This window comes from Paenibacillus provencensis, assembly GCF_042678545.1.
GTDB lineage: Bacteria > Bacillota > Bacilli > Paenibacillales > Paenibacillaceae > Paenibacillus > Paenibacillus provencensis.
In genome coordinates this window covers 406,183-431,403 of the sequence record NZ_JBHTKX010000002.1, presented here as the reverse complement: position 1 = coordinate 431,403, position 25,221 = coordinate 406,183, and the positions used below count along the sequence as shown (strand labels likewise).

Sequence of the window (25,221 nt, the reverse complement as noted above, 5' to 3'; positions counted from 1 at the left end):
ACACTTATGATTTCGTGCGAGACTCGGACGCCTTCATTCTCAGCTTCATGAAGAAGTTGATCAGCGGACGTTTGGTTTTGTCAATCAAGCCGATGACCTCTGCACCGATCTGCAGGAAGAACATCATGACACAGATCACGACAAACGTAACCCAGTTCGCCTCATGCATCGTTGCAGAAGACTGGATAACAGCAAGCACACCGAAGAATGCGGCAATACCGTAGATAATTAGCACCGTTTGACGGTGGCTGAATCCAAGCTCACGCAGACGGTGATGCAAGTGGCCTTTATCCGGTGCGAAGATCGGCTTCTTGTTCAGGAAGCGGCGAAGAATCGCAAAGAGCGTATCGGACAATGGTACAGCGATAATGATCAGCGGTGTAATCAAGGATACGACAGCAATCTGTTTAAAACCAAGAAGCGAGAGCATGGCAAGACTGAAGCCCAGGAACAAGGAGCCTGTATCTCCCATGAAGATCTTGGCCGGATGGAAGTTAAAGAACAAGAATCCGATAATGCTGCCGAGCAGCACCAGACAGATGAGTGCAGTCGTAATATTCCCCATAATAAAGGACATCACCGCAATCGTTCCAATCGCAATGGCAGACACACCCGCGGCAAGACCGTCGAGTCCGTCAATCAGGTTAATCGCATTCGTCACACCAACAATCCAAAAGATCGTCAGTGGAATCGAAATCCATAGTTCAAGTGATGAGTAAGCATCAACAAAAGGAATATTTACAAAATCTATACGGATCTGAAATCCGAACACAACGACACACGCCGTAATAATCTGAGCCAGAAATTTAACCTTGGCTGACAATTGAAATCGGTCATCGAGCGCACCGATTAGGGCAATCATCGTACCGCCAATCATAAAAGCTTGGATGAATCGGGAATCTCTTGCAGTGAAGTATTCCGAAACAAACGGAAGTAGCGCCAGCATCGTGACCATGAAAGCAAGAAAAATACCGAGACCGCCAAGTCTAGGCATAATCTTGGTATGAACCTTACGTGCATCAGGCACGTCCACGGCTCCCACATTTACCGCAAACTTCTTCACTAGAGGCGTCAATCCTACCGCAAGTCCGAGAGCCACGATAAATCCCAAGATATAGAACATGTACATTTGTTCATTCAACCCCCAATTTTTAAAAACAAAGAATCCTGTACGAATCTGTTCATGACCCAACTGAAAAGCATTATACTCTCTTGACCTCTGAATTACTATTCTTTTTTTCTAGCAAAAATCATTGTTTTTAACAGATCTTCCTGTATTTACACTGTTTTTGTCACGTTTTCTTTCTCTCTTTTCACTTTCAATACGAACTGTGGTAAGGCAAGCATTCGCTTCGCACGCTTCGGTTCCTTGAGCAGACGGTACAGCCATTCCGCTCTCAGCTTCTGGAATACGACCGGGGCACGCTTGGATCTGCCAGAGATAATATCGAAGCTGCCCCCCACGCCCATCATCAGTGGAACGCCAAGCTGCTCCTTATATTTACCGATCCATGGCTCCTGGGTATCTGCACCCCTTGCTACAAACAGCAGATGGGGATTGGCTGCGCGAATCTGCTCAATGACTTCCGGATCTTCGGACTCACCGAAGAAGCCATCGCGATATCCGCACACCACAATGCCAGGATATTGCTTTTGTAACCTGCTTGCTGTCTCTTGAATCACTTCTCCTGTAGAACCGAGCAAATACACTCTCCACTGATAGGATTCACCAACATGCATGAGTTCATGTAACAGATCAAATCCAGCAACACGCTCTGCTACAGGAACACCGCAATATTCAGCTGCCCAAACCACGCCGGTACCATCTGGTACGACCAGTTCAGCGGATTTCATAATGTTCATATATTTCGGATCATTCAGTGCAGTCATGACCATAATCGGATTTCCAGTAATAATCTGATGCGGCTTGCCCGCCCCAATCGCTTCAGTCAAATAAGCCACGGTGTCCTTCATATTCATACGCGAAAACGGAATGCCAAAGATCGGTACCGTTGGCACGGTGCGTGCGTTTGGCTCGGTTACTGCTGTATGCACAGTACTTGCTGTTGGCGCTGTTGGTGTTGTTGATGCCGTCAGTGCGGTTCGTCCGCTTGACTGTGTACTATCTGTTGGGCCCACCGGCACCTCTTCCTTACGCTCTGTCATGACGTTCAATCATCCTTTGCCGCTAATAAATTTTAGAATGTGAGCTGCTGGCTCTTGAGCTTGCTCTTTCAGGGCAGCAATTGCCTCTTCCTTGTCAGCAAGCCATTCTGCATGGGAATCCAGCATGTCATTAAGTGTAGCAAGCAGCTTGTCTGCATCCAGCGAATCGGTGTTGCCGACAGGCTCACTGTTCAGCCGCTGCAGAAATGCATCAATCTTGGGATCATAAGATACACCTACGAGTGGTACCCGCTGTGATGCAGCGTAAATCAGACTGTGCAGACGCATCCCGAGGACGAGCTTGCAGCGGGATACCTCCAGCAGCATCAGCTGCGGATCAGTCTGCTGAGAGCAGGTACTCACCTTGCTGCCTGTCCCATTCAAATGTCCGATCTTATTCTTCACATAAGCGGAGGCTTCCTCATCCGAAGGAAGATGGAACGGAAGCAGCCGGATATGAACCTTGCGCTGCTCCGCCAGCTTCTTGAGTCCTTCGCCGATGGCATCAAGCTCTCTTCTCTCCTTGTCCCAGAAACGAACCGATACCCCGATCACAGGAAGATCTTCCTCTTCCTGACTCGGTGTCGTTCTTCTTGCGCTTCCTCCGCCATATGCAGCCGCCTTCTTCATCTTGGATTCATCCGGCAGTGGCAGACCCATCACGGGGTCAGGCACGACTTTGACATCATTCCACTGAATTCCGCAGCTCTGAATAAGCTTGGCCGAATCCTCGTCACGTACAGAGATATATTCACAGTGTCTGAAGACACCACGGATCATCGGGTGAAAAATCTTCCGGTGTACAGGCCCTACGCCCTGCGCATAAATAAACGTCGGCTTCTTCATATTCTGTGCCAGCTTAAGAATGCCTAAGTAATAAGGAATGGACTTCCAGCCGGTTGCATCCTGCAGCAAGCTGCCGCCTCCGCTGATCAGACCGTCGCTCTCCTTGATGGCGCGCCGAACTTCTCCAAGCTTCATCCGATGTACAGCTCTAACACCATACGTCTGCTGAGTCCATTCAGGATCGCTTGATAAGACGATAGGCTCAACCTCAATCGACGTACGCTGGCTTTGTTCTTCCATCGCAGTAAGAATCGACTTAAGTACCGCTTCATCCCCACTGTTTCGAAAGCCGTAATAACCTGAGATAACTATTTTCTTAGTAGTATTGGTGACCATTTTTTCCAACATCCCTCCAGAACTTGCCACACCAGTATTGCAATCAGTCCAACAATCAGACCCAGTCCGAGGCCAATCAATCCACGAATAAGCGACAGATGTACTGGTGTATGAATGTGAGCGAACGTCCCCACCATAGATAGCTGTGCAATGGCTGCAATGATTAGCAAGTAAATCCCATGACGATATTTAAGAGCAATAAATGCTCCTGCAACGAACATCGGATGGCCCAGCAGGAATTCCTTGTTCCGCGGACGTACCCCGAACGTATTCTCAAGGAAAGTACGCAGCTGTGCTTCAAACGGCAGTACCGTTCCGGCGTTCCCAGTTCGAGTCATATAATAATAGCCTACCACACCGACAATACCCACTGCCACTATCATCAAAATCGTGATCGGCCGGTTCAGCAATTGGCGAATTGTAGCAACTGACATCGACTTCAGGTAGAAAAATACATAGATTGCAACGAGCAGAACAGGTCCGGAATACAGTAAGCTTACGCCTCTAAATTGATCAATGACCAAAGAATACGTAATGTTGTTAAGCAGTGCAATCATAAACGGAACGCCAACAAAGGACAGAATGGATGTCCATACATACAGCAGGATGCTCTTCGATATCCGGCTCTTCACAGACAAGTCAGGCGTTCTCGCCTGTGCAGCATTGATCTTTCTAACGGCCAATATCATCGCAACGGTTGGTGCACTAATGGCTGCGAGCAACGCTAAGGCTTGTTCAAGCAGTGTTGGTCGCAGCAGGAATAATCCAGCACTTCCAATCAGCCCGAGAACAAATGCCGGCAGGGTCAGGAACGGAATAAAGTAGGATATCATCAGCGCAATCATCGCCACGCTGCCGACAACGACGACGGCCTTAAAGTATCGCTCGCCCCCAGTTTCTGCAACATCAAATGGCTCTGCCTTGCCCATCACAAATCCATTGTCCTCCATTCGCTGAATCGCATTTCCTTCTGCTCCTAATGCATCAATAAGGTTGTCCAAAGGATCCGTTACTTGGGCGGTAAGCACACTCCTTGCCGGAGCGGCATTCAGATACAGCATTCGGATGTTCCGATCCTTCGTTGCGAGTGCGAATCGATCTGAGATCACCTTCACATCCAGATTCGCATCTGACTCACTGAGTGAATATAGACGAGTGACATTATAATCCGTCAGGTAAGCAAGAGTACTGAAGCCGCTTTGGGGCTTCTTCAGATTCTCAATTGCAGCAAGCCCAATGCTATGCTCGTTCATCAATTCTGCGAAGGCAGACAGACTCTTCATATCTTCGTTATCGTTATAACCCTTTACTTTATCGCCATCAAATAAAATCCGCGATACACCATATTGCTCGAAAGTTTCCATCATGGCAGCAGCTGCTTCTTGGTCATACGGCAGTGCATCTCCCAGACGAGGCATGATGTTAAAGCCGCGCTCATGGAGATCAGCCATCGCAATCGGGTCTGGAGCCATCGGTTTCAGCTTCGCATTTTCAGGCGGTGTCTGGAGAACCAGACCTCGCCCATTCAGATAGGTCCATTGATTCACTGGAATTTCGAGTCTTTCGAAGGTATCTTCGATAATCGGAGACAATGCTTCCCGGCTATCATCCGATGTGAAGAGAATATACGTATAGTTCTCATTGACCGGTGGAATTTGGCCCGTTAAGTTGGCCGCTTGTACGCTGTCAAGGATGGTGATTCTCTCTGACTTGCGGAATTCTTCCAGTGTGCTCTCGTACACGGCCATCGTGATGACGCCAGCATCCTTCAGCTCAGTCAACTTCTGGTCAATAAAATCCTGTGGATGTACCTGATAAGCTGCTACTTCAACAAGATCCCGATAATCAAATGCAAGCTCCACGTTCTTCGAGCTCGACTCTGTCTTCACACGATCCGCAATGATGGGAATTGAGGCGATGAGTCCGATGATAACGAGGATCCAGAGCCATTTGCGGGATACTGTGTTCCAATACTGCCATTTTTGACGCACAAAAAGTACCTCCTAAACAAAATAAATTAAAGATAATGTAATGAGACGGTAAGAAATTAAAGAATGGATTCAGATGAAATCAAATTCATAACTCATCAAAACGATAAAATTGATTCGATGGAGAAAATAAAAAATAAAAAATTTCTATGTCCGCAGGCTATATCGTTACATTAAGGGGTAATAAGTGTATAAGGTGTAGAATAGCCTCTTCATTTTATACATTCCATATCATACCCTAAGGAACCAAAAAATTCTCCTTCTCATCCAAACTTACAACCTGTTGACATAGGAAGAGCCTTTCCGCCAAACAACCCGTAACGGTGCGGAAAGGCTCTCTACAATTAAAGTGAAGCTTATGTTAACTCCTTGACCTTATGCATCCACACGTGCCATTACGGCTTCCATCAAACGATCAATCCGTGCTTGTGCATCTTCGCCAGAAGTCCCCTGTACCGCAAAATAAACCTTAATTTTCGGCTCCGTCCCTGATGGACGAAGACAGAACCAGGATCCATCCTCAAGGATGAATTTCAGTACATTTTCTTTTGGCAGACCGTTAAGGCCCTTGGAGTAATCCTGCATCTCTGCCACTCTGATGCCTGCAACCTGATCAGGCGCGGAAGTACGCCAATCGGTCATTTTGGACTGAATTTGCGCTACACCGTCTTTACCTTTCAAGGTTCTGGATTGCAGTGCTTCAAGGAAGTAGCCGAACTGTTCATACAGCTCCTGCAGCACATCATAAAGCGTCTTGCCTTGTGCTTTATAATAAGCCGCCGCTTCACAGATCAGCATCGCTGCAAGGACTGCATCCTTGTCTCTGGCATAATTGCCAGCAAGATAGCCGTAGCTCTCTTCATAGCCGAACAGATACGTGTGGCTGCCCGTCGCTTCAAAAACATCCATCTTCTCACCGATATATTTGAATCCGGTCAGCGTGTTGAACACTTCTGCGCCGTAATGCTCAGCAATCACTGCCCCCATCTCACTCGTGACGATCGTCTTGACAACCGCACCGTTCGAAGGCAGCTCTCCCCGCTCCTTCATCTGACTGAGCAGGTAATGGGTCATAATCGCGCCGGATTGATTACCGGATAGTACAAAGTATTTGCCGTTCTTATCCTTCACGACTGCTCCCATCCGGTCTGCATCGGGGTCAGTACCGATCAGAATATCCGCTCCTACTTGTTCTCCAAGCTTGATTGCCAGGGTGAAGGCTTCACGCTCCTCCGGGTTTGGAGATTTCACCGTAGAGAACTCGGCATCCGGCTCAGCCTGCTCAGGTACAACATGCAGGTTCGTAAACCCGATCCGCTCAAGCACTTGGCGAACAGGAAGATGGCCTGTCCCATGCAGCGGTGTGAATACAATGTTGAAATCCTTAGCGTATTCAGAGTCGATATGTTCTCGGTTCAAGCTCACGGAAGCAACCGTTTCAATAAAAGCTTCATCCTCCGCTTCGCCAAGCCATACCAGCAACCCTTCAGCTTCGGCTTCAGCCTGAGTCAATTTCTTCACTTCAGTCAGTGATGAAATCTCCTGTATGTAGCTAATGACACGTTCCGCCTCATCCGGTATCAGCTGTCCACCTGAGTTATTGTATACTTTGTAACCGTTATATTCCGGTGGATTGTGGCTCGCTGTAATGACAATACCGCCAGTTGCAGCAAGATGTCTTACACTAAAAGACAGCTGCGGCGTAGAGCGCAGTGATGGATACAATTTAGCTACAACTCCATTCGCCGCAAGCACCAACGCAGCCTCCAGGGCAAATTCAGGTGAAAAGTGACGTGAATCATGTGCGATGACAACAGAAGGCATTCCTTCACCTTGATGCTGCTCAAGAATATATTTGGCAAATCCTTGCGTCGCTTTACCGACCGTATAACGGTTCATGCGGTTGCTTCCTGCTCCAATTACACCACGGAGACCCCCTGTACCAAATTCCAGCTCTCGGTAGAAGCGGTCCTCCAATTCTTTATAGTCATTCGATAGAGCTTTAAGCTCCTGCTTCGTCTCCTCGTCAATTGAAGGATCCGCAAGCCATTGATTCAAACTGCGTTCTGCTGTTTCACTTAACATTACCATCATTTCTCCCTCCGGCCATGATCATTATTTTTCTCTATGTGTTTATCCAGTAAGTACAACCATTAGAGCTGCTATTACTATATAATCATTAACCAAATTACCTAGGATCTGATAACGCAAACATGATTTCGCCTTCGGCAACCACTTTGCCTTCAACGCGAGCCGTTGCTTTTCCTTTACCAATGGAGCCCTTCAGACGTGTAATCTCCACCTCAAGCTCAAGTGTATCGCCGGGCACAACTTGTCCGCGGAACCGGAAGTTATCCAGTCCAGCCAGAAATCCGATCTTCCCTTTGTTAGCTTCAACATTTAGAATCGCAACTGCTCCGACCTGAGCCAGTGCTTCCGTAATCAGCACACCTGGCATCACCGGATAACCAGGAAAGTGGCCTGTAAAAAACGGTTCGTTCATGGTCACATTCTTGATGCCGACCGCACGCTTGCCCTCTTCCATCTCCACGATCTTGTCCACCAGCAAAAACGGAGGACGGTGTGGGATAATCTCTTGAATTTGATTAATATCCAGCATTCTTGGTAAATCTCCTTCCATTCTATGCATAACATCTCAGCTTTTCGTCTAAACTATTCTTATCCTTCATCATCTGCAGTAGTGAAGGTTAAGATAAGGGGTTTCTCCTAAGAGAAGCCCTTTTTTGTTGTTGTCATATTGAGCACTTGCTTTTACGCACAAAGTCCCCCATCATTATACATTTTTCGGGAACAAAAAGAAAACTCCTGCTAATCCAGGAGCTTCTCGTATTTTAAATGTTTAACCGTCTATGGTGCAAATACCAAATCAAAAATATGCTTCCAGGTTCGATAATCAAAAGCGGAGCCAATATCCTGCCCGCCAACGACTACATAACCCGCAACCATACCGCCGACAAGTGCCAGAATGAGCAGCATTGGGATGAGCAACCAGCGCAGGACCTTCTTCGCAGGTCCCTTCTTCTTCACCACTGCTGTATCTTCTTGAGTCATTACGTTCACCTATGCCCTCATATTATTCGCGAGATTCAACATTGTATCGCTGGAGCTGAGGGCACGCGCAGCCAGCTGGTATGTGCGCTGTACCTCCAGCATCTTGGTCATCTCCGCGGTCAGATCGACATTCGAAGTCTCCAGGTACCCAGAACGAATGGAGCTGCTGCCAGGAATACGTGCTGCTGCATTCTCTCCGAAGACTTCTGCTTCCGTTGCACCTGGTGTGAGTGTATAGAGGTTGTCCACACTCGCAGAGAGACCCTCCGGTCTCATCGGTTCTACAAACTGCAGCTGACCTGCAATCGCTGCGTTAGGCGAGTTACCTATACGAACCAGCAAATTCCCGCTTGCATCCACAGCAGCAGATGAATTCACCGGGGCGGTAATTCCTTCTCCGTTTCTGCCGAGTACAGTGTAACCTTCTGAGGTAACAAGTCTCATCCGCTCGTTATCTGCCGGATCGGGAACAAATTGAAAATTCCCTGCCCGGGTCCAGGCCTTCTCTCCGTTCACTTCAACAGCGAACAGTGCGTTGCCTTCTATAGCCAAATCGGTCGGATTGCCTGTTGCATTCATCTCACCCTGCGTCATATCCTGTGCAAGTGAAACCATCTGAATGCCGTAGCCTTGCGTGAATCCCAGCGGAGTAGCACGGCCATCCCGACCCAGCGGTGAAGCCTGCTGTTGAAAGGTTGTCAGCACATCCTCAAAAGAAGCCTGCTTGCTCTTATATCCAACCGTATCCACATTCGCAACATTATCGGCAATCACATTCAAGCGCTGCTGGAGGCTCTGCATAGAGACGAGTGCACTAATCATCGAATTATTCATAAATTATCCCCCCAAACTTAAGAGATATGTACTGCCTGCAGCCATATCACCATTTAGACACGGCCAATCTCATTTACAGCCTTTTCAAGACTCTTATCATAGAATTGAATTACCTTCTGATTCGCTTCGTACAGTCGCAGCGCCGCCATCATGTCAACCATAGACTGAGACGCATCAACCGTAGACTGCTCTAGAAATCCTTGCTGAACTTGTACATTATCCCCATCTGCCAGCAGCCTAGCCGTCCCTTCACCTGAAGGATCCAGTACAAAATTACCATTGCCTTCTCTGACAAGCTGGTGAGGCTGATCAATAATGGAAATACCTAGATTAAGCCCAGTAGGGGTACCGTTAACGGCATTCACCAGACGCCCTTGCTCGTCCACTTTAAATTGATTTACGGATCCTGTCAACACAATCGGCTCGCCATTATCTGACAGCACTTCGTAGCCGGTTGCACTGAGAAGCCTGCCTTCTGCATCCACACTGAATTCACCATTTCGTGTATATTTAACATTGCCTTCACTGTCCTGAACGGTGAAAAAAGCCTGCGGCTGATAGATGACGCTGCCGTTGTTGCTTATATATTTACCTGAAGCATCAAAAGGCACGGCCTGGCCTGTATTCGGGTCAATAACACTCAGATCGGAATACAGCGCAAAATCCATATTGTTCTCCGTTGGTGTGAGCGCTCCCTGGATATTCGAATACAAGCTCTCCTCCGCATATACTCCTGTGTTGAGCAGACCCACCTTCTTATTGCCAGGTGAAGAAGCATCCCCCGTCCGCTCCAGGAGCATTTCAGGAAAAGAACGAGTAACACTCTCCACCTGCTTGTATCCTGTAGTATTCAAATTTGCGATATTTTGCGTTACGGTATCATGTCTGCGCTGCTGGGCTACCATTCCGGCTGCCGCCGTATAAAGACCACGAATCAACCTTACTCCTCCTTCATTTAAATGTTCTCTATATTAAATCAAAGCTTCATAAGCATAAGTCCAAAATTTGCTTCATGTATATATGTACTGCTTCTTGCTATATCGGCAGATTAGAACTTTTTCTTAAGGGAACGATCCAAATGATTGAGCATCAGGCCCGTCCCCTTCACGACGCAGTGCATTGGATCTTCAGCCACCAGAACCGGAACTCGGAGCTCTTCCGCGAGCAGCTCGTCCAATCCTTTGAGCAGTGCACCTCCACCGGTCAAAATCACTCCACGATCAATGATGTCGGCAGCCAGTTCAGGCGGTGTCTGCTCCAGTACAAATTTGGCAGAGGCTACAATCGATTCAACAGGGTCGGACAACGCCTCCTGAACCTCATCTGATGTGACCATAATAGTCTTCGGCAAGCCGCTGACCATGTCCCGTCCGCGAATATCGAGTTCAGCCTGCTCACCATTCGGATGTACCGTACCGATCATCATCTTAATATGCTCTGCCGTCCGCTCTCCGATCAGGAGCTTGTACTTATTTTTGATATACTTCAGTATAGCTTCATCAAACTTATCTCCCGCCATCTTAATAGAAGAAGATGTAACGATCTCACCCATCGACAGCACAGCAACATCGGTTGTTCCCCCGCCGATATCAACGACCATATTCCCGCTCGGTTCATAGATATTCATGCCTGCGCCGATCGCCGCTGCTTTGGGCTCCTCCTCCAGAAACACTTCCTTCGCACCACTGCGTTCAGCCGCTTCGCGAATAGCCTTCTGCTCCACAGAAGTGATATTGGTCGGTGCACATATTAAAATACGGGGACGGCTGTACCAATTCTTGCCGCCAACCCGATTAATGAAATATTTAAGCATTATTTCCGTAATGTCAAAATCAGCAATAACCCCGTCACGTAAAGGTCTGATGGCCACGATATTTCCAGGTGTGCGTCCTACCATGCGTCTTGCTTCTTCTCCAACGGCGAGGACTCTCTTGGACCCGCTCTCAATCGTAACGACAGAAGGCTCGTCAAGCACAACTCCGCTTCCTTTCACGTGAATAAGCACATTAGCTGTGCCAAGATCAATGCCGATATCCTTGCTTAACATATAAAAGAGCCCCCAAAGTGATATTTTATAGGTCCAGGATTTTGCATAATGTGAATGGCTGGCAAATGGATTTATGCAAAATCCTCATGAAAATACGTTGTTTGTTGCATATCGAATCTTGCATCACTCGAATGACTCAAATGAATGCTTAATTCCTCATATAGCTATTGTTCGACAAAAGACAGCAACTTTATGTGAAAGTTCAATAGTATACTAGTCATATTTCGACGTAATCCCATCTTTTAACATATCATACTTCAGGGGAGGTATTCAATGCATTTGTATGCTTCTGGTCCTATCTTAGGCAGGGCAATCTCAAGATTTGCCGGAGGCGAACACCTCCCGTTTTTTGCCGCTCGATTTCTTATATTTGATCTTGGTGGCCTCTCCTCCCCGCAAATGACGGATGGATTTATGATACTCAAGAATGTGCTTTACCTGATCGGCAAGATCAGGGTTGATTTCCGGCAGCCGTTCGGTCAAATCCTTATGCACCGTGCTCTTTGAAACGCCAAATTCTTTGGCGATCGTCCGGACCGTATGCCTCGTCTCAACGATGCAGCGTCCAATCTTAATGGTCCGTTCCTTGATGTAATCGTGCACGCTCCCGCCTCCCTACTGTGGATAGTTTGGTACATTATATGAGGGGCGTGCCTAGATATTCACGGTTTCAAAGGGTGACAAGCTTCGTTGGATTGATTTATTTTCATTTTCATTATCCACAGGTTTGTCCAATTCCGCGATTTAAGCGGCAAAAAAGAAAAAACAGCGGGTTTCCCCGCTGCTTATAAAGATACTCTTCTTTTATTATTTTTGTGGCAGGTACTGTTCTGGATTAACCGGTTTCCCTGCTTCGTATACTTCAAAGTGAACGTGGTTGCCCAGATCCTTCTCCAGCTCGCTGGTTCCTGATGAGGCGATGGTGTCACCTTGTTTTACCTTGTCATCCTGTTTCACTGTAACATTGGACAAGCTTTGATATACAGTCTTCAAATCATTGTCATGCGTAATTTCAACAACCATTCCGTTGACCGGATGTGTTTCTACACGAGTTACGGTACCGCTGAGTGCTGCTTTTACTTCAAAAGCCTGATCGTCTGCTCTTGCAAGGTCAATACCGACATTAGCAAAAAACGTTTGGTCATACTCTAGCAATGCACTTGCTTTTTCATCACTTGTCCCTTCTGAATTATAGAAAGGTTTTACGACACTAACATCTGCTGCGCTTGCAACCGGCCATGCGAGATTCTCGGCTGTACCTTCTCCTTCACCACTGCTAGCAGGCTCTTCTTCCACATTCACTTCAGTCGTAGGAACAGATTCTCCTGTTTCTGAAACCTCGCTGTTTACGGTCTCATTCACTAGAGATTGTCTGGTTGTGTCCTGGTAGACCCACACTAAAGTTAGTATAATAGCTGCTGCGGCAATGTAAGCTGCCGGGTATACCCACCTTTTGGACAACAGCTTTTTCCAGGATGAAGGTTGCGAACTTTGTGCTCCTTGATTGGATTTTGGAGCATCTTCTTGGTTTTGATTTTTGTTTTGTTCATTCATATTCTATCACCTCAGTAACAAGTGTTACCGAGCGCAACTCTTTTATACTCGCCTATTAAAATATTTATGAAATTTTTTGAGAGTTCAGGATTTCTCTTTATATAAGAGCTCGGAGGCTCGTCCGAACGATATCCCAGTATAATAGTGTTTAAGAATCTCTGTTGCCGTATATCCTTCCAGTGCCATGCCGTTTGCCCCCCACTGGCTCATGCCTACGCCATGTCCATATCCTATCGTCGTAATCGTAATATTGCTTCCTTTGGTAGACCAGTTGAATTCACTAGACCTGAGCCCCAGCAGCTCTCTTATATCTTGTCCGGAGAAAATCTTGCTGCCGACCCGAATCTCTTTGATCCGATTCCCCTCGGTCTTGGAGATCACTTCGATAAAAGGCTTCGCTCCTGCATTATTGGTAGACACAGGCACCGGATCCGGTATCACATTCAGCTTATTCATAAATTCCACACGCGACATCGTCACACTCTCTTGAAATCCAGGCGCGATCTTGGCATCCCATGGACTGGCCACGCTTCTAAGGTAAGGAACCTCCTCCTGCCACACCTCCTCGGAGTTCTCCGTATACCCATTGCTAGTGGAGAAGAAGGAAGCGGTAATCGGTTCTCCTTTGTATGTCATAATCGTATCCTTGCTCTCCCGGACAGCCTGCTCCAGCTTCACCCATTCCTGCTGCTTACCAAGCTCGGCCCACTTGTCTTCAAGACTGCCGTACGGATGATAGACCTGATGATCCACCGTGTCCGTGACATCGGCTCCGCTGACAGGAACCCCGCTGGCATCGCCTGTGGCGAGACGCTTCACGATATAGGTGCGCGCTGCAATGGCCTGCGCCTTCAGTGCCTCGAGGCCGAAGTCCGAAGGCATTTCGGCCGCCAGTACCCCGGTGACGTAATGCTCCAGCGTCACCGTATCAATGGTGCCCGTCTCCGCCAGGTAGACGCGCACCATGGGTTCCGGATACACCTGGGCCGGCTGCGTAACGGCCGGTCCAGGTGTATCCGGCAGAGAGGCAGCGGGCGGAGCTGCTGCCTCCTGCGGCGCCTTCCCGCCGGTGCCTTTGCCGGCGGCGGGAGGCGCGGTCTCTACCGCCGCTGGCGCGGTCTCTACCGCCGCTGGCGCGGGCTGCGGCGGAGTTCCCTCGCGGGGCCATGCGAGCACTGCTGGAATCAGCAGTGCAGTGAGGGCCAGCCCCGCGAGGCCGGCGGCAGGTGCGAAGCGCCGCCGAGGGGGGCGCCACGGGCTGCTGCCGCGGCGCCAGACATAACGGGCCGTGGCGGGAGCCGGCCCGTCCTCTCCGTGAGCAGCCGGCGAACGATCCGGCTGCGCCCCCGGCCCCGACTCCGATTCTGCCGAGGATTTGCTTGTCGCACCGAAGAAAAATACTTCAGGCAGCTTATGCCTGACAGAGGCTGTCCGCGCACTCCCTGACTTATTATGATCTGCATGCTTCTCAGCGGATTCAAGCTCGACGGGTTTTTGTTTTATTTTGCTATCTATTAATGTAGACTCAGCTGCATCGTGGTCAGGTTCCTTCGGCTTCTTTTTTGAGATGAAGTACGGACTAGATTCCGCCTCTTCCAGTGCAATAGAGATGGAATCTACAGCATGCCTAGCCGGCCATGGGATTCGGACGATCCGGCTTCTTCGATAGGTGCGTACTCCTTCTCTCTTATATGATTCATTGCTGCGTGTCTCGCTCATCTTCGAGTTCCCTCCGTTCTATTTGCCTGTCAATATGTCAATTACAAGGCTCGTAGAGACTTCATAGGCTATACTTATGAGTCCCCACCATCTGATAGAACTAAATAAGAGAATCGAAATGAAGATACTAGCAGGTATTTATAGAATGGAATTACAGCATGAACTGAACCGTAAACATGCATACATGCCCATTATTATGTATATCCTCAAACACTCAATACAGGACATCTATTACTCCTTCATACTAGAAGCAGCTACTAATAGTAGTTACAAAACAACACACTCACAGTCGTATACTAGCTATTTCGTAGAATGCCGCGGCGTTTAACTATGCATTAATCCATCGATATAAAAAAAGAACCAAGGCCACGAGGAGCCTGGTTCTCTGTTCGAACACACTGTTGCTTATATTTGTACCTTCTTTAAGCTAAACTGGATTGAACTTTGAAAAGAGGTGTTTCTTCAGCCTTCTTCTCGCTAGCCTTGTTCTCCAGCTTCGGCTCTTCCACAGAAATGCGGTAGATATCAGCACCAAGGCCATTCAGCTTCTCAGCCAAATGAACATATCCTCGATCGATATGATGTACACCGCCGACTTCTGTCGTACCGTCAGCAATTAAGCCAGCCAAGATCAGAGCAGCCCCTGCACGCAGGTCCGTTGATGTGACTTTGGCTCCGGTCAGCTTCGCACCGCCAGTAATAATAGAAGAACGACCTTCTACTTTAATTTCGGCATTCATCAGATTAAACTCATCCACATGCATAAAGCGATTCTCAAATACCGTTTCCGTTACAACACTTGTTCCTTCCGATTTAAGCAAGAGCGCCATCATTTGCGACTGCATATCTGTAGGGAAGCCTGGGTATGGTAAGGTTTTGACATCAACAGCTTTGAGAGGGCCGTCCGCAATAACACGTACGCCATTCTCATCAGGAATAATGGTTACGCCCATTTCTTCCATCTTGGAAATGACAGGACCGAGGTGATCCGAGATCGCTCCCTCGACATAAACGTCGCCGCCTGTAATGGCAGCTGCCGCCATATAAGTACCCGCTTCAATCCGGTCAGGAATAACGGTGTGCTTCACGCCGTGAAGTTTGTCAACTCCATCAATACGAATGACACCAGTTCCCGCTCCGCGGACTTTAGCTCCCATTCCATTTAAGTAGTTAGCAAGATCGACGATTTCAGGCTCTTTTGCCGCATTCTCAATCGTCGTTGTTCCTTCAGCAAGTGTAGCAGCCATCATAATATTCTCTGTCGCTCCAACACTGGCTACGTCCAGATATATCTTAGCTCCGCGCAGCTTGCCGTTAGAACGTGCTTCTATATAACCTTGACCAAGGCTGATTTCGGCACCCATGGCTTCAAACCCTTTGAGATGCTGGTCAATCGGGCGAGTACCAATGGCGCATCCGCCTGGTAAAGATATTTTTGTATAACCCATCCGAGTTAGCAAAGGACCCATAACCAAAAAGGAAGCCCGCATTTTGGTAACCCATTCGTAAGGGGCCTCGCACGAAGTTAGTTTCGTTGCATTTACGGTAATTACCTCATCCTGGTATTGTACTTCCGCTCCTAACGATTCCAGTACTTTGTTAATAGTCATCACATCGTCGAGAGGAGGCGCATCAATAATTGTGCTTACTCCTTCTTCCCCTAAGAGAGAGGCGGCGATGATCGGAAGAACTGAATTTTTAGCGCCGCTGACTTTGACACTTCCGGTCAATCTCTTGCCTCCGCGGACGATAAATTTGCTCATCATGGTTCCCTCCGCGCGTTTTTTTCCCTTTTCTGCTTACAATCTTAGATCCTGTAAAACAGATCATCCGTTGCTGCCCGAATGAATCGGAAAATTCGACATCATTTTCGACATCATTATTGAATGTTCGTCAAGATGTCTTTCTTCAGAAAAGAATCGTTTTCATTGTTATTAGAATAATTTTGTCGTAACTAAACTACAAATCGAAGAAAAAGCGAGTCAATCGCTAATCCCCTAAATTCCATCATAACACCTGATAAATAAAGGAGACAAGCATTTTTTCGTATAAGACAAAATATTCTAGCTTTGGCTTCCTTTAAGCCTCGTTTGACCCTCTTTTAGAGGGACGTTCATTACTTTCATTGTTCACATAAAAAGATGATGTTATTCGACAAAAGCCGTGTTGTTCTTGCCTAACAGAGATTAACCAGCTTTATATATCTTTAAAACAAGATTTTTATAAATTTATTCTTCACCTTGCTTCATGATAACGCCCAATCGATATCTAGCTATCCAGCACATTCGAGAAAAATCTCACAGGGTTGAATCAATTTCATAATAACTTTAGCTGCTTAATCAAGTCTATATAGATCAAAATGATTTATTTTTTCTATATATGAAATTGATTCTGACAAGTGAATTTATGTAAATTCACTAGAATAGATATTTCAGCATTTGAGTCCAATTCAAATACTTCAGTATGAACTCAGACACGAAATGACCAAGTACAATTGCGATTAACAGCTGCAGCATCCTAGCTTGGGGACTCTGCGGGTGACGAACGAATAAGTCCAATTTCAAATGCTGTAATGACCACCAGGCTAACGCAACACAGGCGAGTGAAACGATCATCGCTACCAGACCATTCACACTAACAGCTTGATTAAGCTGGTCGTTCACCAATTGATCCATATCCTACCCTCCGCCTTTATCATAACATCAGAAAATCACACACTGAGAAATCATAGTCGGTAGACGCCCCCTTGTCAACATGCCAAACATCATATCTGACTGCCAATATAAGTCACCTTCGTCAAAATTGTTCTCTTTCAGACACATTTCCTGTTTGTCCGGGTAATTCTCTGTCATTTCCTCGGAAATAATATCAAAATAAAAGAAGGATCTGGGATATATAAATGCCCCAGATCCTTCTTCACTTCATATATATTTAGAATGATCTCAAGCTTCATTCTATCTCACTGATTACTGACCGGAAACTTTAAGTCGGTTCATGGCTTTCTGCAGTGCAAGCTCGGCGCGGCGGTGATCATACTGATCCCGATTGCTCGAGAGACGTGTTTCTGCTCGCTCTTTCGCTGCTCTCGCACGATCAATGTCGATCTCATTAGCCAGCTCCGCACTTTCAGCCAGAATTACGACCTTCTCTTTGCGAACTTCAACAAAACCACCGGCAACGGCGATTTTTTGTTCTTTACCATTCGCTTTAATCGTTACAGGTGCAATCTGCAACGGAGTCACGAAGGGAACGTGACCAGGTAAAATACCCAGTTCCCCCTCCAGACCTCGAACAACCAGACTGTCAGCCTGTTCAGAATAGATGAGTCGCTCCGGAGTTACGATTTCCAATAAAAAGGTGCTCACTGTCATCCCTCCTGAACACTACCCGCAAGGGATAGTTCACTTCATGTGTGGATCATTAGTTCCTAAGCCTTAAGAACTATTCCATTGATTTTGCTTTTTCTACAGCTTCTTCAATAGTACCCACGAACAAGAATGCAGCTTCCGGAAGATGATCGTACTTACCGTCGAGGATTTCTTTAAAGCTGCGTACTGTTTCTTTAACAGGAACATACTTACCCGGAATACCGTTAAATGCTTCTGCTACGTGGAACGGCTGGGACAAGAAACGTTGGATTTTACGTGCACGTGCTACGAGCATTTTATCTTCTTCACTAAGCTCGTCCATACCCAGGATCGCGATGATGTCTTGAAGCTCATTATAACGAGCCAAGATACGTTTAACGCCTTGTGCCACATTGTAGTGCTCTTCACCCACAACATCCGGTGTAAGAATACGGGAGCTGGAAGCAAGAGGATCTACCGCAGGATAGATACCCATCTCAGAAATTTTACGTTCAAGGTTGGTCGTTGCATCCAAGTGAGCAAACGTTGTAGCTGGAGCCGGATCCGTATAGTCATCGGCAGGTACATAGATCGCTTGAATGGAAGTAACGGAGCCTGTCTTCGTGGAAGTGATACGTTCTTGCAATTGACCCATTTCCGTTGCAAGTGTAGGCTGGTAACCTACCGCAGACGGCATACGGCCGAGCAAAGCGGATACTTCAGAACCCGCTTGAGTAAAGCGGAAGATGTTATCGATGAAGAGAAGTACGTCTCTGCCTTCTTGATCACGGAAATATTCCGCCATCGTAAGACCTGTCAACGCTACACGAAGACGTGCGCCTGGTGGCTCGTTCATCTGTCCGAATACCATCGCCGTCTTGCTGATAACCCCAGAATCCGTCATTTCATGGTACAAGTCATTACCTTCACGCGTACGCTCACCTACACCGGCAAATACGGAGATACCACCGTGTTCTTGCGCAATGTTATTGATAAGCTCCTGAATTGTAACGGTCTTACCTACACCGGCACCACCGAAGAGACCGATCTTACCACCTTTGGCATAAGGCGCAAGCAAGTCGATAACTTTGATTCCTGTCTCAAGCATTTCTGCTTGTGTAGACAATTCATCAAATTTAGGTGCTTCACGGTGAATCGGGTTACGAAGAGCTGCAGCTTCAATTGCATCTTTATTATCGATTTGATCTCCCAATACGTTAAATACACGACCCAAAGTCACTTCACCAACAGGTACGGAGATTGCCTCACCAGTATTGACCGCTTCCGTTCCACGAACCAGACCGTCTGTGGAAGACATCGCGATACAACGTACACGATTGTCGCCAAGATGCTTCGCAGCTTCGAGCGTCAGATTAATCTCAGTACCGTTGTCTAACTTTGTGTTGATCGTAATCGCATTATTAATATCAGGGAGTCCGCCGCGGTCGAACTCGACGTCAACGACCGCACCCTGAATGCTGACAACGCGTCCTTTATTCATCTTTAGTTCCCTCCTACAAGCTATATCAGTTCTAGAGACAACATGAATAGATCATGTTAATCCCTGTCCCGTCTAGCCTTCGATTATAGTATTCCATACATTACTATTAAGATTGAGCATTGGCTCCGGCAACAATCTCCGTAATTTCTTGCGTGATTGCAGCCTGACGTGCTCGGTTATAAGTAAGAGAAAGTTCTCCAATAAGCTTGGAAGCGTTCTTCGTCGCTGCTCCCATAGCCGTCATTTTAGCACCCAGCTCACTCGCCTTACCGTTCAAAAGTGCGCCGTAGATCAAAGTTTCTGCATAACGTGGAAGAAGAGCTTCCAATACAGCTTCCGATGAAGGCTCGTACTCATATTGAGCAGAGGCACTGGAAGACTGCTGTTCGGGTCTTTCCATAGGCAGGAGCTTCTCTACAGTCGGAATTTGAGTAATTGCATTTACAAAACGGCTATAGCAGATGTAAATTTCATCGAACTTGCCTTCTTCAAATCCATTTACCGTTTGGTTCGCAATGGTTTTAATATCCGCAAAAGCCGGCGAATCGGATAGATCCGTTACATCCATCTCAATGGCCTGCCCACGACGTCTGAAGTAATCACGTCCCTTTCTTCCGATGACATACAGAACATACTCATCTTGGGATGAGTGACGTTCTTTAAGGGTGAGCGTGACTTGACGAAGAATGTTGGCATTATAACCACCCGCAAGACCGCGGTCAGAAGTAATGATCAGGTAAGCTGTTTTCTTAACCGGACGCGAGATAAGCATCGGATGACTGACCTCATTGGAGGAGGATGCGATGCTTGTAACCACTTCCTTCAGTTTCTCGGAGTAGGGTCTTGCAGCCTCAGCCTTCTCTTGGGCTTTTCTCAGCTTGGACGCAGCGACCATTTCCATTGCTTTGGTGATTTGCTTCGTGTTTTGTACACTTTTGATTTGGCGCTTGATTTCGCGCATGCCTTTTGCCATTTTTTTCACCACCTTAAAGTTTTGACGGAGTCAAAAACTTACTTCGTAAGCGTAAACTTAAAGTTTTGACGAAGTCAAAACTAACATCGTAAGCATAAGCTTGGTTTTGACGAAGTCAAAAACTTACTTCGTAAGCATAAGCTTGGTTTTGACGAAGTCAAAAACTTACTTCGTAAGCATAAGCTTGGTTTTGACGAAGTCAAAAACTTACTTCGTAAGCATAAGCTTGGTTTTGACGAAGTCAAAACTAACATCGTAAGCATAAGCTTGAATTTTTGACAAAGTCAAAAACATAATCCGTAGCAATTCAATCTATAAAACTTTATACAAGAGAGGCTGCGGCGTACGTTAGCCGCGCAGCCTTTCTTGCACAAAATCATTATATTTAACCAGTAATCTACCCGATCAATCCAAACTCTTAAACAGAAGTAGAGAAGCTCTTTCTGAAGGTCTCGATTGCTTCTTTCAGTGCAGATTCATTATCTGCTGTGATGTCTTTATTTGTGCGAATGGATTCCAAAACTTCCGGCTTGTTGCTTACCATAAAGCTGTGGAATTCTTTCTCAAAGCGTGTTACATCACCAACTGGAATCTCATCAAGATATCCTTTAGCAGCTGTGTACAAGCTGACAACTTGAAGTTCAACTGCCAATGGCTTGTGCACATCTTGTTTGAGGATTTCCATCATGCGAGCACCACGGTTCAGACGAGCTTGAGTAGATTTATCAAGATCGGATCCGAACTGGGAGAATGCTTGAAGCTCACGATATTGAGCCAGATCAAGACGCAGTGTACCAGCAACTTTTTTCATCGCTTTGATCTGTGCGGAACTACCAACACGGGATACGGAGATACCTACGTTGATCGCCGGGCGTTGACCTGCGTTAAACAAGTCCGCTTCCAGGAAGATCTGTCCGTCTGTAATCGAGATTACGTTCGTTGGAATGTAAGCCGATACGTCGGATGCTTGTGTTTCAATGAATGGAAGTGCGGTTAATGAACCACCGCCAAGCTCATCATTCAGCTTCGCTGCACGCTCAAGCAAGCGGGAGTGCAGGTAGAAGACGTCACCTGGATATGCCTCACGGCCCGGAGGACGACGAAGCAGCAAGGAAAGTTCGCGGTATGCGGATGCTTGTTTAGTCAAGTCATCGTATACAACAAGAACATGCTCGCCTTTGTACATAAAGTACTCACCCATCGCACAGCCTGCGTACGGAGCAATGTATAGAAGCGGAGAAGGCTCAGAAGCCGATGCAGTTACGACAGTTGTGTATTCCATGGCACCGTTGCGGCGCAAAGTTTCAACGACCTGTGCAACCGTAGACTGCTTCTGTCCAATCGCAACATAGATACATTTCATTCCGTTACCTTTTTGGTTCAGGATCGCATCAATAGCGATAGCGGTTTTACCCGTTTGACGGTCTCCGATGATGAGCTCACGCTGACCACGGCCGATAGGAACCATCGCATCAATCGCTTTGATACCTGTTTGCATCGGCTCATGAACCGATTTACGCGCCATAACGCCTGGAGCTTTATTCTCAACTGGACGGAAATGTTCTGTTTCAATAGGACCCTTACCATCAACAGGCTCACCAAGTGCGTTAACAACGCGGCCGATCATGGCTTCACCAACAGGCACCTGCATGATTTGACCGGTACGCTTAACCTGGTCGCCTTCACGGATATCCGTGTAAGGTCCCAAGATAACGATACCTACGTTGCTTTCTTCTACGTTCAGTGCAAGACCCAATACGCCAGTTGAGAATTCAACGAGCTCACCGGACATTACGTTCTCGAGTCCATATACGCGGGCGATACCGTCCCCGACTTCGATTACAGAACCAACCTCGCTAACTTCAATGTCAGTCTTGTACTGTTCGATCTGATTTTTAATTAGAGTACTGATTTCCTCAGGTCTGATACTCAAGTGTCCTCACCCCTCACAACTATACTCGTCTACTAAAAGACTGTTCTATCCGTTTCAATTGACCTGCTAGACTTCCATCATAAACCGTATCACCGATAATGACCTTCAGTCCGCCGATCAAACTCTTATCGACAATATTTTCAATGCGGATTTGTTTATTGATACGATCTCCAAACTCTTTCGACACCGCTTGCTTTTCTTCTTCATTCAGCTCATAAGTAGAATACACGCGAGCGTTAACCATCCCGAGAGATGAAGCTTCAAGATCCAGGTAGCTGTCAACAACAGCATCCAATATCCCAACGCGACCGCGCTCAATGAGCAGCTTGACCGTGTTCAGAACTGGCTCGGATACTTTCTCTTTCAAAGCATCCAGAATACTCAGTTTCGCAGAAACGCTCACATTTGGAGAAGAGATAAATTTCAAAACGTCGCGATCTCCCGTAATGGAGCTTGCAACCGCGCGAAGTTCGGCTTCCACTTCCAGGACGGACTGTTTCTCGATCGCCACATCATACAATGCTTTGGCATATCGTTTAGCAACTACCGTATCCCGACTCATGGTCTGCCTCCTACTTCATTTAGATACTTCTGAACCAGCTCTTCTTGAGCCTTGTCTTCCTTAACTTCTTTATCCAAAATTTTGGAAGCGATTTGTACAGATACTGCTCCAAGCTCGCCACGGAGAGCCGCAACAGCTTTGTTCTTCTCGCTCTCAATATCACGAGCCGCATCAGTTTTAAGACGTTCCGCCTCTTGCTTTGCGAGATCAATAATTTGCTCCGCTTGAGTTGAACTCGTTTTGCGGGATTGTTCGATAATGCCTTGAGCCTCATTGCGCGCTTCTTGAAGGGCAGCCTTCTGCTCTTCTACATATGCAGTAGCTTGCTCACGGGTCTTTCTAGCATCTTCCATTTGCTGCATTACCAATTCACGACGCTGTTCCATAATTCCAAACAACTTTGGAAAAGCGAATTTATGCAGTAACACATAGAGGATGACAAAAGCAACCATGGCAAAAACAATGTTTTCCCATAAAATTACCACTCAGGTCACTCCTTTCCAGTTATCACATTATGCCTTAACAAAACGAAGGCGCGGATGGCATCGCCCTCCCCGCCAAACCGTAAATCTAATATTAAGAGAACATAATCAAGAACGCGATAACAGTAGCGGCCAAAGGAACTACCTCGACGATACCAACACCGATAAACATTGTTGTTTGCAATGGACCACGAGCTTCTGGCTGACGAGCGATAGACTCGACTGTTCTACTTACGATCATACCGTTACCAAGACCTGCGCCAAGGGCACCTAAACCTACTGCAATAGCTGCTGCTAACATTTCCATTTGAAAAAATCCTCCTCAGATATTTGAAATTTAATTAATAACAATTTGATAAATATAATAATCTCTTCGACAGCATTCTATGAATGTGTATTCAGAGTTTATCAGTAATGCTAGTGTTCTTCGTGAATGGAAGCCTGTGCGATGTATACCATCGAGAGAATCGTGAAGATAAACGCCTGCAAGGCACCGACGAAGATACTAAATCCTTGCCATACGGCCAAGATTGGGATACCTACAAATGACAACTTCAATATCGTTGAGATTAAGATCTCGCCGGCAAAGATGTTTGCGAACAAACGAATTGCGAGTGCGATTGGCTTCGCCAGGTTCTCAATGATATTGAGCGGAAGAAATACCGGGAACGGCTCCACATAGTGCTTAAGATAATGCTTACGATTATGCTTAAGACCAAGATAGTGGATCAGGATAAACACTACAATCGCCAAGCCTGCTGTGATGGACACATCAGCTGTAGGTGACTTCCACCATAAGATATGTGGTTTGTAACCTGGCTCAATATGCGCTGTGGCTGTAAGAGTTTGACCAAATACCTGGGTCACAGTAGTGTGCTCTGTAATAACCGCGAATGGCAATCCAAGCAAGTTAGCTACAAAAATAAACAAGATCAATGTCAGACCTAAAGTAATGTAAGGCTTACCTTTGCTTAGCGGCATTGCACTGGCTACGATGTTCTGTACGAACTCAACGACCCATTCCATAAAGTTCTGAATCTTAGACGGATTCTCGACAGACAAGTTCCGTGTTGCGAGTTTTGCAAGCAAGAATACGACAAGGACTGTCACCGTCAGCATCATTACAGCGGAAAGATCAATCTTCAGAAACCCGACTTCAATTATAGGTGAATAATGCATCGTGACTTTTTCACCCCTTTCCCGTAGTTATATTGTGCTAAACTAAACTTTTTTTCTGATACTTTCGATAATACTTACTGGGACAGCAAGCACCTGCACCAGAAAAAGTCCTGCGACGGTGGCCCAGATTGATACAGAATCAAACCGGATTGCAAACATAATCGCAAGAATCGTTATACAGATCCGGGTCAGAAATCCAAAGTTAATACGCTTACTCTGGGTCTCGACAGCGATCTCAGATACTTGCTTTACTTTGATAGACAGATAACGGAAGTTAAATAATCCTGCGCTTATACCGATAATAAATCCCAGAGACACGGGACGATATTCCGGAAGCAGCGCCCATCCCATAAAAGCAAATGCAAGCAGGAAGAATGCCAATCTTGTCACAGCATTTACGATGGAAGACAAACTAATCATTTTGTGCCCCCAAAAACTTCTTAATAAACATAGCTATATTCAGAACCCCCAGCACCAGCCCGACCATACAACCGATCGCGATAATATAAGCCGGTCCGTCTATGAGATTCATCAGCCACCTACTCGCAAAGAATCCAATGGTTATGTAAGTAGCCAGCAGGATGCCAGAACCCCCGATTGCAAGAGCAATTAACCATGGTTTATCTTGGTTCATCGTAGACACAACCCATCCCTTAGAAAGCGCTGTATATGGAAAATGAGT

Annotated in this window: 25 protein-coding genes; all 25 read right to left on the bottom strand. The window is 46.7% G+C overall.

Features of this window, described 5'->3' with window-relative positions; translation table 11 throughout:
• Positions 1 to 4: 4 nt before the first annotated feature.
• The 25 genes from ACFQ3J_RS18170 to ACFQ3J_RS18050 all read right to left on the bottom strand — a co-directional run bounded on the left by ACFQ3J_RS18170 (position 5) and on the right by ACFQ3J_RS18050 (position 25,173).
• Complete coding sequence (locus ACFQ3J_RS18170; protein WP_251582885.1) at positions 5 to 1,129, bottom strand: glycosyltransferase family 4 protein; 1,125 nt, start codon at positions 1,127 to 1,129, stop codon at positions 5 to 7.
• Positions 1,130 to 1,278: 149 nt separating this feature from the next.
• Complete coding sequence (locus tag ACFQ3J_RS18165) at positions 1,279 to 1,980, bottom strand: WecB/TagA/CpsF family glycosyltransferase (protein ID WP_251583177.1); 702 nt, start codon at positions 1,978 to 1,980, stop codon at positions 1,279 to 1,281.
• A 195-nt stretch (positions 1,981 to 2,175) separates the two neighbouring features.
• On the bottom strand, positions 2,176 to 3,348 hold the full coding sequence (gene csaB / locus ACFQ3J_RS18160; RefSeq protein WP_251582886.1) for a polysaccharide pyruvyl transferase CsaB: 1,173 nt from the start codon (positions 3,346 to 3,348) through the stop codon (positions 2,176 to 2,178).
• Entirely contained in the window at positions 3,321 to 5,210 is a 1,890-nt protein-coding gene (locus ACFQ3J_RS18155) for a DUF5693 family protein (RefSeq protein WP_379293617.1), read from the bottom strand. Before ACFQ3J_RS18155 ends, csaB begins: the two co-directional genes overlap by 28 nt.
• Before the next feature lie 501 nt (positions 5,211 to 5,711).
• On the bottom strand, positions 5,712 to 7,427 hold the full coding sequence (locus tag ACFQ3J_RS18150; protein WP_251583178.1) for a phospho-sugar mutase: 1,716 nt from the start codon (positions 7,425 to 7,427) through the stop codon (positions 5,712 to 5,714).
• A gap of 97 nt (positions 7,428 to 7,524) precedes the next feature.
• Positions 7,525 to 7,956, bottom strand: a complete 432-nt coding sequence (gene fabZ, locus ACFQ3J_RS18145) for a 3-hydroxyacyl-ACP dehydratase FabZ (protein ID WP_047912381.1) — start codon at positions 7,954 to 7,956, stop codon at positions 7,525 to 7,527.
• A gap of 248 nt (positions 7,957 to 8,204) precedes the next feature.
• Positions 8,205 to 8,408, bottom strand: a complete 204-nt coding sequence (locus ACFQ3J_RS18140; protein ID WP_091160942.1) for a DNA-directed RNA polymerase subunit beta — start codon at positions 8,406 to 8,408, stop codon at positions 8,205 to 8,207.
• Between the two features lie 9 nt (positions 8,409 to 8,417).
• Positions 8,418 to 9,242, bottom strand: a complete 825-nt coding sequence (locus ACFQ3J_RS18135) for a flagellar hook-basal body protein (RefSeq protein ID WP_091160794.1) — start codon at positions 9,240 to 9,242, stop codon at positions 8,418 to 8,420.
• Positions 9,243 to 9,295: 53 nt separating this feature from the next.
• The gene (locus ACFQ3J_RS18130) at positions 9,296 to 10,180 is read right to left on the bottom strand and encodes a flagellar hook-basal body protein (protein ID WP_251582889.1); all 885 of its coding nucleotides are present in this window, start codon (positions 10,178 to 10,180) and stop codon (positions 9,296 to 9,298) included.
• Between the two features lie 110 nt (positions 10,181 to 10,290).
• Positions 10,291 to 11,289: a rod shape-determining protein gene (mreB, locus tag ACFQ3J_RS18125; protein ID WP_091160797.1), complete on the bottom strand. Its 999-nt coding sequence runs from the start codon at positions 11,287 to 11,289 to the stop codon at positions 10,291 to 10,293.
• A 315-nt stretch (positions 11,290 to 11,604) separates the two neighbouring features.
• Positions 11,605 to 11,892 carry a sporulation transcriptional regulator SpoIIID gene (gene spoIIID / locus ACFQ3J_RS18120; RefSeq protein WP_091160798.1) on the bottom strand — a complete coding sequence of 96 codons (288 nt, stop codon included), beginning with the start codon at positions 11,890 to 11,892 and terminating at the stop codon, positions 11,605 to 11,607.
• 204 nt (positions 11,893 to 12,096) lie between these two features.
• Positions 12,097 to 12,843, bottom strand: a complete 747-nt coding sequence (locus ACFQ3J_RS18115; protein WP_091160800.1) for a M23 family metallopeptidase — start codon at positions 12,841 to 12,843, stop codon at positions 12,097 to 12,099.
• An 84-nt stretch (positions 12,844 to 12,927) separates the two neighbouring features.
• Entirely contained in the window at positions 12,928 to 14,562 is a 1,635-nt protein-coding gene (gene spoIID / locus ACFQ3J_RS18110) for a stage II sporulation protein D (RefSeq protein ID WP_251582890.1), read from the bottom strand.
• Between the two features lie 422 nt (positions 14,563 to 14,984).
• Positions 14,985 to 16,325: a UDP-N-acetylglucosamine 1-carboxyvinyltransferase gene (gene murA / locus ACFQ3J_RS18105; protein ID WP_091160806.1), complete on the bottom strand. Its 1,341-nt coding sequence runs from the start codon at positions 16,323 to 16,325 to the stop codon at positions 14,985 to 14,987.
• 654 nt (positions 16,326 to 16,979) lie between these two features.
• Complete coding sequence (locus ACFQ3J_RS18100; protein ID WP_091160807.1) at positions 16,980 to 17,237, bottom strand: DUF1146 family protein; 258 nt, start codon at positions 17,235 to 17,237, stop codon at positions 16,980 to 16,982.
• A 291-nt stretch (positions 17,238 to 17,528) separates the two neighbouring features.
• Positions 17,529 to 17,927: a F0F1 ATP synthase subunit epsilon gene (locus ACFQ3J_RS18095; protein ID WP_251582891.1), complete on the bottom strand. Its 399-nt coding sequence runs from the start codon at positions 17,925 to 17,927 to the stop codon at positions 17,529 to 17,531.
• A 76-nt stretch (positions 17,928 to 18,003) separates the two neighbouring features.
• Positions 18,004 to 19,410, bottom strand: a complete 1,407-nt coding sequence (gene atpD / locus ACFQ3J_RS18090; protein ID WP_379293564.1) for a F0F1 ATP synthase subunit beta — start codon at positions 19,408 to 19,410, stop codon at positions 18,004 to 18,006.
• A 106-nt stretch (positions 19,411 to 19,516) separates the two neighbouring features.
• On the bottom strand, positions 19,517 to 20,383 hold the full coding sequence (gene atpG, locus ACFQ3J_RS18085) for an ATP synthase F1 subunit gamma (protein WP_091160812.1): 867 nt from the start codon (positions 20,381 to 20,383) through the stop codon (positions 19,517 to 19,519).
• A gap of 418 nt (positions 20,384 to 20,801) precedes the next feature.
• Positions 20,802 to 22,316, bottom strand: coding sequence for a F0F1 ATP synthase subunit alpha (gene atpA / locus ACFQ3J_RS18080; RefSeq protein WP_091160813.1), 1,515 nt, complete (start codon positions 22,314 to 22,316; stop codon positions 20,802 to 20,804).
• Positions 22,317 to 22,335: 19 nt separating this feature from the next.
• The gene (locus ACFQ3J_RS18075) at positions 22,336 to 22,878 is read right to left on the bottom strand and encodes a F0F1 ATP synthase subunit delta (RefSeq protein WP_251582892.1); all 543 of its coding nucleotides are present in this window, start codon (positions 22,876 to 22,878) and stop codon (positions 22,336 to 22,338) included.
• Positions 22,875 to 23,363, bottom strand: a complete 489-nt coding sequence (gene atpF, locus ACFQ3J_RS18070) for a F0F1 ATP synthase subunit B (RefSeq protein WP_251582893.1) — start codon at positions 23,361 to 23,363, stop codon at positions 22,875 to 22,877. The genes ACFQ3J_RS18075 and atpF overlap by 4 nt, the downstream gene beginning before the upstream one ends.
• A gap of 91 nt (positions 23,364 to 23,454) precedes the next feature.
• Positions 23,455 to 23,667 carry a F0F1 ATP synthase subunit C gene (gene atpE, locus ACFQ3J_RS18065; RefSeq protein WP_091160819.1) on the bottom strand — a complete coding sequence of 71 codons (213 nt, stop codon included), beginning with the start codon at positions 23,665 to 23,667 and terminating at the stop codon, positions 23,455 to 23,457.
• A 110-nt stretch (positions 23,668 to 23,777) separates the two neighbouring features.
• Positions 23,778 to 24,539, bottom strand: coding sequence for a F0F1 ATP synthase subunit A (atpB, locus tag ACFQ3J_RS18060; protein ID WP_091160821.1), 762 nt, complete (start codon positions 24,537 to 24,539; stop codon positions 23,778 to 23,780).
• Between the two features lie 42 nt (positions 24,540 to 24,581).
• A complete protein-coding gene (locus ACFQ3J_RS18055) occupies positions 24,582 to 24,959 on the bottom strand; it encodes an ATP synthase subunit I (protein WP_251582894.1) in 378 nt (125 codons plus the stop codon).
• Entirely contained in the window at positions 24,952 to 25,173 is a 222-nt protein-coding gene (locus tag ACFQ3J_RS18050) for an ATPase F0F1 (protein WP_091160825.1), read from the bottom strand. Before ACFQ3J_RS18050 ends, ACFQ3J_RS18055 begins: the two co-directional genes overlap by 8 nt.
• Positions 25,174 to 25,221: the final 48 nt, after the last annotated feature.

Bases quoted from the DNA above. Each gene is read 5' to 3' on its own strand.
- ACFQ3J_RS18170 (WP_251582885.1), bottom strand. From the start codon at position 1,129: ATGTACATGTTCTATATCTTGGGATTTATCGTGGCTCTCGGACTTGCG.
- ACFQ3J_RS18165 (WP_251583177.1), bottom strand. From the start codon at position 1,980: ATGAATATGAAGGACACCGTGGCTTATTTGACTGAAGCGATTGGGGCG.
- csaB (WP_251582886.1), bottom strand. From the start codon at position 3,348: ATGGTCACCAATACTACTAAGAAAATAGTTATCTCAGGTTATTACGGC.
- ACFQ3J_RS18150 (WP_251583178.1), bottom strand. From the start codon at position 7,427: ATGGTAATGTTAAGTGAAACAGCAGAACGCAGTTTGAATCAATGGCTT.
- fabZ (WP_047912381.1), bottom strand. From the start codon at position 7,956: ATGCTGGATATTAATCAAATTCAAGAGATTATCCCACACCGTCCTCCG.
- ACFQ3J_RS18140 (WP_091160942.1), bottom strand. From the start codon at position 8,408: ATGACTCAAGAAGATACAGCAGTGGTGAAGAAGAAGGGACCTGCGAAG.
- ACFQ3J_RS18135 (WP_091160794.1), bottom strand. From the start codon at position 9,242: ATGAATAATTCGATGATTAGTGCACTCGTCTCTATGCAGAGCCTCCAG.
- mreB (WP_091160797.1), bottom strand. From the start codon at position 11,289: ATGTTAAGCAAGGATATCGGCATTGATCTTGGCACAGCTAATGTGCTT.
- ACFQ3J_RS18115 (WP_091160800.1), bottom strand. From the start codon at position 12,843: ATGAATGAACAAAACAAAAATCAAAACCAAGAAGATGCTCCAAAATCC.
- spoIID (WP_251582890.1), bottom strand. From the start codon at position 14,562: ATGAGCGAGACACGCAGCAATGAATCATATAAGAGAGAAGGAGTACGC.
- murA (WP_091160806.1), bottom strand. From the start codon at position 16,325: ATGAGCAAATTTATCGTCCGCGGAGGCAAGAGATTGACCGGAAGTGTC.
- ACFQ3J_RS18100 (WP_091160807.1), bottom strand. From the start codon at position 17,237: ATGGATCAATTGGTGAACGACCAGCTTAATCAAGCTGTTAGTGTGAAT.
- atpD (WP_379293564.1), bottom strand. From the start codon at position 19,410: ATGAATAAAGGACGCGTTGTCAGCATTCAGGGTGCGGTCGTTGACGTC.
- atpG (WP_091160812.1), bottom strand. From the start codon at position 20,383: ATGGCAAAAGGCATGCGCGAAATCAAGCGCCAAATCAAAAGTGTACAA.
- ACFQ3J_RS18075 (WP_251582892.1), bottom strand. From the start codon at position 22,878: ATGAGTCGGGATACGGTAGTTGCTAAACGATATGCCAAAGCATTGTAT.
- atpE (WP_091160819.1), bottom strand. From the start codon at position 23,667: ATGGAAATGTTAGCAGCAGCTATTGCAGTAGGTTTAGGTGCCCTTGGC.
- atpB (WP_091160821.1), bottom strand. From the start codon at position 24,539: ATGCATTATTCACCTATAATTGAAGTCGGGTTTCTGAAGATTGATCTT.
- ACFQ3J_RS18055 (WP_251582894.1), bottom strand. From the start codon at position 24,959: ATGATTAGTTTGTCTTCCATCGTAAATGCTGTGACAAGATTGGCATTC.
- ACFQ3J_RS18050 (WP_091160825.1), bottom strand. From the start codon at position 25,173: ATGAACCAAGATAAACCATGGTTAATTGCTCTTGCAATCGGGGGTTCT.